The sequence below is a fragment of the Stenotrophomonas maltophilia group sp. Smal32 genome, from assembly GCF_030237085.1.
Classification (GTDB): domain Bacteria; phylum Pseudomonadota; class Gammaproteobacteria; order Xanthomonadales; family Xanthomonadaceae; genus Stenotrophomonas; species Stenotrophomonas maltophilia_Q.
The window spans coordinates 1-11,625 of sequence record NZ_JASJSI010000128.1; the positions used below are offsets into that span (position 1 = coordinate 1).

Here is an 11,625-nt window from a genome sequence, read left to right on the forward strand (position 1 = left end):
CCCCCCCCCCCCCCCCCCCCCCCCCCCCCCCCCCCAAAAAGCGCCCCCGGCCGCCCCCGACGGTGTGGGTGGGGGGTTGGTGTTTGTTTTTTTTATTAAATACACACCGCCCCTTATGGGGGGGGGGGCGGGCGGTTTTGGGGGGGGGGGGGGGGGGGGGGGGGGGGGGGGGGGGGGGGGGGCGGGGGCGCCCCCCCCCCCCCCCCCGCGGGGGGGGGCGGCGCCCCCCCCCCCCCCCCCCCCCCACCCCGCCTACCCACAGGAGGCCAGCTTTTGCTCTGGCTCTGGCCTTGGCTTCAAGGCCTCTGCGGGTGCAGGGCGCAGCCCTGCCGAACCACCCCCAACCCTTACTGCAGCAGGGAACGCAGCATCCAGGCGTACTTCTCGTGCGTCTGCAGGCGCTGGGTCATCAGATCCTCGGTCGGAGCGTCGTCGCCCTTGGCCGCCACGTCCAGCACTTCACGTGCCGTACGGCAGACCGCTTCGTTGGCGACCACCAACTGGCGTACCATTTCACGCCAGTCCGCACTGTCGGTCAGGCCCGGTTCCTCGGCGATCGAGGTCAGCGCAGCGAATTCCCGGTAGGAGCCCGGGGCATTGAAGCCCAGCGCGCGGATGCGCTCGGCCACGTCGTCCAGTGCCGCCCACTGCTCGGTGTACTGCGTCTCGAACATGGTGTGCAGCGAGTTGAACATCGACCCGGTCACATTCCAGTGGAAGTTGTGCGTCTTCAGGTAGAGCGTGAACGCATCAGCCTGGAAGCGCGACAGACCGTCGGCGATCTTCTTGCGGTCGCCCTGGGTGATCCCGATATCGATGTTCGGTGCCGACGGTGCCGCCGCCGCAAGCTTCTGCTTGCCGGTCTTGGCCTTGGTCGTGCTCTTGGTCTTCGCCATGGGGTTCCTCCTTGTGGAATCGTTGGCCTTCACAATAAACCGGTCGTGATGACTGGTCGCTTTCAAAGTTTTGAACGAACCGATTGATGAACTCTATCGATAAAAATCCATCGCCCCGCCTGCGCCAACAGCGCGCCGCCATCGACGGCGCCATGAGCCGCGACCGGGGCCGTTTGCTGGGGATGCTCTCGCGGTGCCAGGCCAAGCCACAGGATGCGGCGTTGGCCGCCACCTTCGAGCAGGCCTTGCAGGCGTCGGTGCAGCGCCGCAAGGTGCGGGCGCAACAGCAGCCGTCCATTACTCTGGACCCGCAGCTGCCGATTGCGCGTGAAGCCGACGCGATCATCGAGCTGATCCGCGATCATCAGGTGGTGGTGATCGCCGGTGAAACCGGCTCGGGCAAGACCACCCAGCTGCCGAAACTGTGCCTGGCCGCGGGTCGCGGCCAGGCCGGCATGATCGGCTGCACCCAGCCGCGACGGATTGCCGCACGTGCGGTGGCCAGCCGCGTGGCGCAGGAACTGCAGAGCGAACTGGGCCAGCTGGTCGGCTACCAGGTGCGCTTCAATGACAAGGTCAGCGAAGACAGCCGCATCAAGTTCATGACCGACGGCATCCTGCTGGCGGAGATCGCCAGCGACCGCTGGCTGTCGAACTACGACACGATCATCGTCGACGAGGCGCACGAACGCAGCCTCAACATCGACTTCCTGCTGGGCTACCTGAAGCAGCTGCTGCGCAAGCGCCCGGACCTGAAACTGATCGTCACCTCGGCCACGATCGACACCGAACGCTTCGCCCAGCATTTCGACAATGCGCCGGTGATCAGCGTGGAAGGGCGTACCTTCCCGGTCGAAGTGCGCTACCGCGCGCTGGAAGGCGAGGGCGAAGACCAGGGCGAACGCACGGTCAACGATGCCATCGTGTCGGCCATCGACGAGATCACCCGCCTGGATTCGCGCGGTGACGTGCTGATCTTCCTGCCGGGCGAACGCGAGATCCGCGATGCGCACCAGTCGCTGGAGCGACGCAAGTACCGCAATACCGAGGTGCTGCCGCTGTACGCGCGCCTGTCCAACCAGGACCAGGACCGGGTGTTCAACCCGGGGCCGAACCGGCGCATCGTGCTGGCCACCAACGTGGCCGAAACCTCGCTGACGGTGCCGCGCATCCACTACGTGGTCGATCCGGGCTTCGCCCGCGTCAAGCGCTACAGCCCGCGCAACAAGCTGGACCGCCTGCACATCGAGCCGATCTCGCAGGCCAGCGCCAACCAGCGCAAGGGCCGTTGCGGCCGTATCGCCGAGGGCATCTGCTACCGCCTGTACGCCGAGGCCGATTTCCAGGCGCGGCCAGAGTTCACCGATCCGGAAATCCGTCGCTCCAGCCTGGCTGGGGTGATCCTGCGCATGCTGCAGCTGGGCCTGGGCCGCATCGAGGAGTTCCCGTTCCTGGAAGCACCGGACGAGCGTGCCGTTGCCGACGGTTGGCAGCAGCTGACCGAGCTGGGCGCGATTGATGCCGAGCGGCGCATGACCACCATCGGCAAGCAGATGGCACGCCTGCCGGTGGACGTGAAGCTTGCGCGCATGCTGGTGGCCGCGCAGGCCGCCGGCTGCCTGCGGCCGATGCTGGTGATCGCCTCGTTCCTGGGCATCCAGGACCCGCGCGAGCGCCCGCCGGAGGCGCGGGGTGCGGCCGACAGCGCGCATGCGCAGTTCGCCGATGGCCGCTCCGAGTTCGTTGGCGTGCTGCGCCTGTGGGATGCCTACCGGCAGGCCCACGAAGACCTGACCCAGTCCAAGCTGCGCGACTGGTGTGGCCGCCATTTCCTCGGCTTCCTGCGCATGCGCGAGTGGCGCGAGCTGCATCGCCAGCTGCGCCTGCTGTGCGAGGAACTGGGCTGGAAGGAAGAGGCCAACGAGGCGTCGATGGCGCCGTTGCTGGCCGGCAGCAGCGCGCCGGCGCCAGCGCGTGATGACGCCGCCGCAGTGAAGGCCACCCGTGGCCAGTTGCATCGCGCGGCACGCCTGGCCCGCGAAGGCAAGGCCGAGGCCGCAACGGCCCCGGTGGCGGTGCGTGCGCAGAAGGAACAGGCGCCGGCTGGCGGCGGTTTCAGCGAGCGCGTGCGTGCCACTGCCTACCAGACCCTGCACCGTGCACTGGTGGCGGGCCTGCCGACGCAGATCGGTCACCGCACCGAGAAGGGCGATTTCCAGGCGCCACGCCAGCGTCGCTTCCTGCCGTTCCCGGGCTCGGCGCTGTCCAAGCGCCCGCCGCCGTGGCTGCTGGTGGCCAACCTGCTGGATACGCAGAAGGTGTGGGGCATGACCCTGGCCGCGATCGAGCCGGACTGGGTGATCGCCGAGCTGCCTCACCTGTTGCTGCGCAAGCACTTTGACCCGCACTGGTCGCGCGCGCAGGGCCAGGTGCTGGCGTCCGAGCAGATCAGCCTGTTCGGCCTGGTGTTGGCACCAAAGAAACCTGTGCACTACGGCCGCATCGAACCGGGCGAGGCGCATGACATTTTCGTGCGCCAGGCGCTGGTGACCGGCGAGATCAATACCCGCGCCAGTTTCGTGGCCGACAACCAGAAAGTTCTGGAGATCGCCCGCGAGGAAGAAGCGAAGCTGCGCCGCGCCGGCATCGTTGCCGACGAGGACTGGCAGGCACGCTGGTACCTGGACCGCGTACCGCCGCAGATCCATTCGGCCGCGGGCCTGGATTCCTGGTGGAAGGGGCTGGCGCCGGAACAGCGCAAGACCCTGCACTGGTCGCTGGCCGACCTGCTGCCCGGCGAAGGCAGCGAGCAGGAGCGCTACCCGAAGTACCTGGCGCTGGGCCAGGCGCGGTTGCCGTTGCACTACCGCTTCGAGCCGGGTGCAGACGACGACGGCGTGACCCTGGACGTGCCGCTGCACCTGCTCAATGCACTGGATCCGGTGCAGCTGGGCTGGCTGGCGCCGGGCTTCGTGGCCGACAAGGCCTCGGCACTGATCCGCAGCCTGCCCAAGGCAATGCGCCGCAACTATGTGCCGGCCCCGGATTTCGGACGCGCGTTCTTCGAGGCGTTCCCGCAGCCCAGCGCCGATGCCATCACCGGCGAGTTGGCGCGCTTCCTGTCACGCGCGACCGGCGCCACGGTGACCGCGCTCGATTTCGAGCCCGGTTCGATCGAGCCGCACCTGCACATGAACCTGCGGCTGCGCGACGAGCAGGGCAAGGTGCTGGCGACCTCGCGTGATCTGGACGCACTGCGCGCGACGTTCGGCGGTCGTGCGGGCGATGCCTTCGCTGCACGCGCCGGTCGCGAGATGGCGGCCGATGGACTGCGTACGTTCCCGGCCACGCCGGTTCCGCTGCAGGTGCCCGGCGAAGCCGGTGTACCGGCCTATCCGGCGCTGCTGGACGAGGGTGACAGCGTAGCGCTGCGCATCTTCGCCGATCGGCAGCAGGCGCAGGAGGCTCATCCGCTGGGCGTGCGCCGCCTGCTGGAGATCGCCCTGGCCGAGAAGGTCAAGCAGGCACGCAAGCAGTTGCCGGTGGGCGCCAAGACCGGCCTGCTGTATGCCGCGATCGAATCACAGGAACGCCTGCGCGGCGACCTGGTCGATGCGGCGATGAACGCAGTGCTGGCCGAGGGCCTGGAAGACATCCGCGATGCGGCTGCCTTTGAGCATCGACGCGAGCATGCTGCCAAGGCCCTGTTCGGCGAGGCGATGTCGCGGCTTAAACTGGCCGAGTCCATCCTGGCGCTGGTGGCGGAACTGAAGCCGATGCTGGAGGCGCCGTTGATGGGCTGGGCGCGCGGCAACCTGGACGACATGGAGGCGCAGCTGGCCGGCTTGATCCATCCTGGCTTCCTGCGCGATACGCCGGCCGACGCGCTGGCGCAGTATCCGCGCTACCTGAAGGCGATGATCCTGCGCACCGAGCGTGCCAAGCGTGATCCGCCGCGTGATCAGGCGCGCATGCTGGAGCTGCACCCATTCCTGGAAGCGCTGGAGGTGGGCGAGCAGCAGGGCCTGCGCGATCGCCCGCAATGGCAGGCGCTGCGCTGGGATCTGGAAGAGCTGCGGGTGTCGCTGTTTGCGCAGGAGTTGGGCGCGCGCACCGGCATTTCGGCGAAGAAGCTGGCGCAGCGGGTGACCGCATTGCGCCAGGCGTAGCCCCCCTCCTGTAGAGCCGAGCCCATGCTCGGCTGCTTCCCGCGATGGATGATGACGGTGCATCGAAAAGCAGCCGAGCATGGGCTCGGCTCTACAGGTAAAGCCGCGGCGTTACTTGGAGCGGCGCACCTTGGGCTGGCTGTTCACGCCTTCCACCTTCATGTACCACACGCCCATCACGCCGGGCTTGATGCTGACCTTGGGTGATTGCTTGCGCACACCGACCACGCTGGTGCTGTCGGTCTGCTCCCATTCCTGGCCGTTGTCCAGCACGTAGACACGGCCCTTGCCGAAGCCACGGAACTCGCCCTGCAGTACGCCGGTGATCGGCTCGCTGCTGCCGAAATCGAAGAAACCGCGGTTCTTCACGATCACTTCCTGGCGGCCCTGTTCGCGGGCTTCTTCGCGTACCGCCGCTACCGCCTGGGTCGTCGCCGCTTCGACCTTGCCCTGCAGCCAGCGGTTGAGCGTGGCCAGTTCCTGCGCGCTCAGCTTGTCCAGGCCGGCCGCCTTGAACTCGGTCGGAGACATCTGCTGCTGCAGGTCACCGTCCACCACGCGCTGGGCCAGCGCAGGCGCCGACAGGGACAGCAGCAGTGCGGCGCAGGCCAGCAGCCGTGGGCGGAAACGCGGGGCGATCGAGGGCATGGCGGAACTCTCCTGGGTTTGCCCGCGAGTGTAGCGGCATGTCTTCATGCCAGGTGATGGTGGCCGCGGTGATTGTCCCTGAACGGCGCCGGCGCTAGTGTAGGAACCTCTGTCTTGCCTGCTCGATGCTGTGAACCGCGCTTCTGTCCCCGGCCTGGATGCCTTGTTGAACCGTCCCTCCGCAGCGGTGCTGCCCGCTCCGCTGCGCCAGGCCCTGCGCGAGCACTGGGAAGCACCGGAGTGCGACCACCAGATGCGCGCCAGCTGGTCGGTGCTGGGCGATACCCTCGATGCGCTGTCGATGCTCTCGGCCGACGAAGGCGCGGTGGTCGCCGCGCTGTTGTTCGACCTGCCCGGCCTGCGTGCCAGCCTGGACCGGCTGCCGCTGGGCAACCACAAGGCGGCGGTGATCGGCCTGCTCGACGGCCAAGACGCCGCCGATCCGGTCTGGGCGCTGCATGCTGGCCGGGAGGCCGGGCGCAACAGCGAGGGCCTGCGCCGCCTGCTGCTGGCGATCATCCGCGACCTGCGCGTGGTGCCGATCCTGCTGGCCCGGCAGCTGGCGAGGATGCGCGCTGCCGACAAGCTGGACGACGAACAGCGCCGGGCGTTGGCCCAGCTGACCCGCGACATCCACGCGCCGCTGGCCAACCGGTTGGGCATCTGGCAGCTGAAGTGGGAACTGGAGGATCTGGCGTTCCGCCACCTGGAGCCGGAGACCTACCGCCGCATCGCGCGTGAAGTGGACGAAACCCGCGTGGCGCGCGAGCGTTACGTGCAGAACGTGAAGAAGCAGCTGTCGCGCGAGCTGGCCGCACAGGGCATCCATGCCGAAGTAAGTGGCCGCCCGAAGCACATCTACAGCATCTGGCGGAAGATGCAGAAGAAGCGGCTGGCGTTCGACCAGCTGTACGATATCCGCGCGGTGCGGGTGATGGTCGACGACGTCGCCGCCTGCTACGCCGCGCTGGGTGTGGTGCATGCGCTGTGGGCGCCGGTGCCGAGCGAGTTCGACGACTACATCGCACGCCCGAAGGCCAACGACTACCGTTCGCTGCACACCGCCGTGGTCGGTCCGGAAGGGCGCACGATCGAAGTGCAGATCCGCACCCACGAGATGCATTCGCAGGCTGAGCTGGGCGTGGCCGCGCACTGGAAGTACAAGGAAGGCGGCAAGGGCGCGGAAAAGTCGTTCGATCGCAAGATCACCTGGATGCGCCAGCTGCTGGAGCAGGCGCAGGACGGGCAGGGCAATGAGCTGGCCGGGGCACTCGACGCTGAGCTGACCGAGGACCGGGTCTATGCGCTCAGCCCGAAGGACGAGGTGCTGGACCTGCCACAGGGGGCCACGCCGCTCGATTTCGCCTACCAGGTACACACGATGGTGGGCCACCGCTGCCGTGGCGCCAAGGTCAACGGCCGCATCGTGCCGCTGACCTACCGCCTGCGCAGCGGCGACCGCGTCGAGATCCTCACCGGCAAGGAGGCCGATCCACGTCGCGACTGGCTGATGCCGGCGCTGGGCTTTCTGGCCAGCAACCGCTCGCGCGAAAAGGTGCGCAGCTGGTTCCACAAGCTGGACCGCGCGCGCAACGTGCAGGCCGGGCGCGAACTGCTCGAGCGCGAGCTGAAGCGCCTGGGGCTGCAGCATTCGGACCTGGCGGTGGCGGCGAAGAAGTTCCACGCCGACAGCGTTGATGACCTCTACATCCAGGTGGCGCTGGGCGATACCGGCCCGAACCAGGTCAGCCGTACCCTGCTGGAAGCAGAGCGCGCGGCCAGCCAGCCGGCCCCTGCGCCGACGCTTCCGCGCCCGACCGCCCGCCGCGAGAACCTGGGCAAGTCCAAGTTCACGGTGCAGGGCGTGGGCAACCTGCTGGTGCAGCTGGCGCGCTGCTGCCAGCCGGTGGCCGGCGAACCGATCGTCGGCTACCTCACCCGTAGCCGCGGTGTCACCGTGCACCGGGCAGACTGTGCCGCGCTGGCCCGGCTGGCGGCCACCAGCCCGCAGCGCATCCTGCCGGTGGAATGGGGCCAGGCCGGGGGCGGCTACGAGGTGGACGTGGTGGTCGATGCGGTCGACCGCCGCTGGCTGCTGAAGGACATCACCAACCTGATCGCCCAGGAAGACGCCTACGTGCTGGACATCCACAGTGACAACGTGCGCAACAGTGGCCGTGCCCATCTGCGCCTGCGGCTGAAGGTCAGCGACTACGGCCAGTTGTCGAACCTGCTGGGCAAGCTGGACGCGCTGCCGGGCGTGAGCGAGGCGCGTCGCCTCGGCTGAGCTTCACGCTGCCCCGGCTACCCTGCACGCATGGAACGCGAGCCTCCGCATCGCCCGCATGGCGCTGAACATCCTGCGCTGGATCGCGTCCGCCGCGAGGGCCGCTGGTGGTGGCTGCAGGCACGCCATGCACGGCGGGTCTGGCGCTGGGCGCTGGTCGCGGCGCTGGCGGTGTTCGTGCTGCTGGTGCTGCTGCGCAAGCCGCTGGCCGACTGGTTCTGGGACGAGCCGCAGATCGAACAGCTGCTGGTCGAAGGTGATCGTGCGCTCGCCGCCGGCCGGCTGAGTGCGGCTGACGGCAGTGGTGCGCGCGAGCGCTACCAGGCGGTGCTGGCACTGGATGGTGATCGGCCGCAGGCCCGCCAGGGCCTTGCACGAACCGCAGCGGCGGCCCTGCAGCAGGCCCGCGACAAGCTGCAGGGCGACGATCTTGAGGGCAGCGCGCAGTCACTGGCGCTGGCCCGCGAGCTGCAGGTGCCGCAGGGCGACGCCGACGCCGTTGCCCGGCAACTGCAGGCGCGGCGTAGTGCCGGCGCCGGTATCGGCGCGTTGCTGGCCCAAGCCCGCAACGCGTTCGCAGCCGGCCGGCTGGACGATGGCGACAGCAGTGCGTTGCCGCTGTTCCAGCGCATCCTGGCACTGCAGCCGGACAACCTGCCTGCACTGGAGGGTCGCGAGGACGCACTGAGCGATCTGCTGCAGCACGCGCGCACGCTGGCCGGACGCGGGGAACTGGCTGAAGCCGCTGCGACGTTGCAGCGCGCGCGACTGTTCGACGCAGGCCACGCCGATCTGCCCGCCAGCCAGGAGGCGCTGGCACGGGCGGTCGATGAGCGCTTGCGGCAGGCGCAGCGCGCACTGCAGCGACAGCAGCTGGAGAGTGCCGCAAAGGGGTTCCTGGCCGTGCTGGCGGTGGCGCCGGATGATCCCACTGCCCAGCGGGGCCGCGAGCAGGTGCTGCAGGCGGTACTGGCGCGAAGCCAGGTCCAGGCCGACGATTTCCAGTTCGAGGCGGCGCAGCGTGATGCCGCGCTGGCGGAAGCACTGAGCGCTTCGCTGGCGGCACAACAGCAACTGGCGCAGCGCCTGCAGCGTGCACGGCAGGCCCGGGAGGCACTGCAGCAGCCCGCAGTGAGCAACGCGCAGCGTGAACGCGAGCTGCGCGATCACCTGCGCCGGATCGAACGCGCAGAGCGCGCAGGCCAGTGGATCAGCCCGCCGGGACACAGCGCATTTGATGCCCTGCGCGAAGCTCAGGCGCTGGCACCGCGCGATTCACGGGTGAAGGCCGCTGCCGCGCGCCTGTTGCCTGCCAGTCGCCGTTGCTTCGACGACAACCTGCGGCAGAACCGGGTGCAGGCTGCAGGTGCCTGCCTGCAGGCCTGGCAGACGCTGGCTCCCACTGCCGGGGGCCTGCCCGCGGCCCGCCAGCGCCTCGCCCAGCGTTGGCTGGCGATCGGCAGCGAGCGACTGGGCAATGGCGATGTTGCCTTTGCCGAACGTGCGCTCCAGCAGGCGGGCGAACTTGGCGTTGGCACTTCCAGCAGCGAGTACCAGCAGCTGCGGCAGCGCCTGCGCGACATCGGGGTGTCGTCGCCCTGAGCCCGCCACTGCCGCAGGGACCGCTATAGTAGCTCCCCTCGCAACATCCCCACGGAGTGCCGATGACCGTCCTTGTTTCCGGAGCCACCAGCCAGATCGGCCGGTTCCTGCTGCCACGCCTGGTGCAGGCGCATGGGCGGGTACAGGCAGTGAGCCGGCAACCGCAACCGGTACAGGACGGCGTGCAGTGGCTGTGCGGGGACCTGGCGGCTGCGCTGGACAGCGTGCCGTCTCCGGACTGGCAGGCCATCGCCAGCTTCGGCCCCCTTGAAGCATTGGCGCAGTGGTTGTCGCGGCAGACGGCAGCTCCGGCGCGGCAGGTCATCGCCACCAGTTCGATGAGCGTGTTGAGCAAGCAGAATTCCGAGCAGGCCGATGAGCAGGACGTCGTGGCGATGCTGCAGCGGGGCGAAGCGGGCTTGATCGCACAGGCCGAGCGACTTGGCATGGCGTGGACGATCCTGCGGCCAACCCTGATCTATGGGGCCGGCATCGACCGCAGCATCACCCCGATCGTGCAGCGTGCACTGCGTCTGCGCCTGTTTCCTATACCGCTGGTGGGAGGCCTGCGCCAACCGGTGCATGCCGACGATATCGCCCGCGCCGTGGTGGCCTGCATCGCCACCGGAGCAGCGTCGGCGCGCGTGCTGGAAATCGGCGGTGGCGAGCGCCTGCCGTACCACGTGATGTTCCGCCGCGTGCACGCCAGCCTGGCACAGCCAACATTGGCGCTGCCGTTGCCGGGCGCTGCACTGCGAGGCCTCGCTGCGGTGCTGCCGCGAGCGCGTGGTCCGGTGTCACGCCTGCAGCAGGATCTGATTGCGGACAACGGCCCGCTTCAGGCGCTGCTGGGCGTACATCCGCGGCCGTTCCAGCCTGACGCGAACACATGGCGACCGATGAGCGCGGCCCAGGCCCTGCAGCGGATCGCTGCGTATCCCGGCAACGGCTAGCCAGCCACCGTATCCATCCGCCAAGTGGGGGCTCTGCTACCATCCCCCGGCCCCTGTTTCCGCGAGTACGTTCGATGCCTGACGCGCCATCCCGATCGGCCCCTGCCGAGCGCATTGGCGTCGCGCTGTGCACCTACAACGGTGCGCGCTACCTGCAGGCGCAGCTGGACAGCATCCTGGACCAGGATCTTCCGGTGAACGAAGTCATGATCGGCGATGACGGTTCCAGCGACCAGACGCTACCGCTGCTGCGGGCCTTCGTACCGCGCGCACAGGCGCTGGGCATCCGTGTCGAGATCGTCCAGCACGCGCGCAATCTCGGCTATGTGCGCAATTTCGCCGACGCACTGATGCGTTGCCAGGCCGACATCCTGTTCCTTTGCGACCAGGATGATGTCTGGCATCCGGGGCGTGTCCGCAGCTACGTGGAGCGCTTCCACGCCGACCCGGGCCTGTTGCTGCTGCACAGCGATGCGCGGCTGGTGGACGCGCAGGGCGCGCCGCTGGGCCACCAGCTGCTGGAGGTACTGGTGGTCCATCCGGCCGAGGTCGAGCTGGAACGCTCGGGCCTTGCGATCGACGCGATCCTGCTGCGCAACTTCATCACCGGTGCCACCTGTGCGCTGCGCCGTAGGCTGCTGGCCGAATCGCTGCCGGTCCCGCCGGGCTGGAGCCACGACGAATGGTTGGCGGTCCACGCATCGCTGCGTGGAGGATTGGACATGCTGGCCGAACCGACCATCGACTACCGGCAGCATGGCAACAACCAGATCGGAGCCAGTCGCCGCGGTTTCCTGCAACGCCTGCGCCATCTCGATCTGTTCGATTCGCAGGCACGCCAGCGCACTGCCGGGCGCCTGCTTGCCCTGGCCGATCTGCTGGGGCAGCGCGGCGTAGTGGGGGGGGGGGGGGGGGGGGGGGGGGGCGGGGCGGGGGGGGGGGGGGGGCGCGCGGCCGGGGGGGGGGGGGGGGCGGGTGGGGGGGGGGGGGGGGGGGCGGGTTCGGGCGGGGTGGCGGGGGGTGGGGGGGGTGGGGGCGGGCGGGGGGGGGGCGGGGTCCGGTCGGGCGGG

At 69.1% G+C, this 11,625-nt stretch carries 7 protein-coding genes; 5 read left to right on the forward strand and 2 right to left on the reverse strand.

Annotation, left to right across the window (positions count from 1 at the left end; translation table 11 throughout):
- Positions 1–347: 347 nt before the first annotated feature.
- Positions 348–896, reverse strand: a complete 549-nt coding sequence (locus tag QRO91_RS19970) for a Dps family protein (protein ID WP_006439098.1) — start codon at positions 894–896, stop codon at positions 348–350.
- A gap of 86 nt (positions 897–982) precedes the next feature.
- Here QRO91_RS19970 and hrpA point away from each other — a divergent pair, with 86 nt between their 5' ends.
- Positions 983–5,065 (forward strand): ATP-dependent RNA helicase HrpA, encoded by a 4,083-nt coding sequence (gene hrpA, locus QRO91_RS19975; protein ID WP_197620744.1) that lies wholly within the window; start codon positions 983–985, stop codon positions 5,063–5,065.
- A gap of 111 nt (positions 5,066–5,176) precedes the next feature.
- Here hrpA and QRO91_RS19980 read toward each other — a convergent pair whose 3' ends face one another.
- A complete protein-coding gene (locus QRO91_RS19980) occupies positions 5,177–5,713 on the reverse strand; it encodes a hypothetical protein (protein ID WP_005410728.1) in 537 nt (178 codons plus the stop codon).
- Positions 5,714–5,843: 130 nt separating this feature from the next.
- Here QRO91_RS19980 and QRO91_RS19985 point away from each other — a divergent pair, with 130 nt between their 5' ends.
- The 4 genes from QRO91_RS19985 to QRO91_RS20000 form a co-directional block, all read left to right on the forward strand.
- Complete coding sequence (locus QRO91_RS19985; RefSeq protein ID WP_197620742.1) at positions 5,844–8,000, forward strand: bifunctional (p)ppGpp synthetase/guanosine-3',5'-bis(diphosphate) 3'-pyrophosphohydrolase; 2,157 nt, start codon at positions 5,844–5,846, stop codon at positions 7,998–8,000.
- A gap of 30 nt (positions 8,001–8,030) precedes the next feature.
- Positions 8,031–9,602, forward strand: a complete 1,572-nt coding sequence (locus QRO91_RS19990; RefSeq protein ID WP_100443657.1) for a hypothetical protein — start codon at positions 8,031–8,033, stop codon at positions 9,600–9,602.
- 62 nt (positions 9,603–9,664) lie between these two features.
- Entirely contained in the window at positions 9,665–10,555 is an 891-nt protein-coding gene (locus QRO91_RS19995; RefSeq protein WP_049430081.1) for an NAD(P)-dependent oxidoreductase, read from the forward strand.
- Between the two features lie 74 nt (positions 10,556–10,629).
- Positions 10,630–11,625, forward strand: a 996-nt coding sequence (locus QRO91_RS20000) for a glycosyltransferase family 2 protein (protein ID WP_285310531.1), incomplete at its 3' end; no start/stop codon positions are given.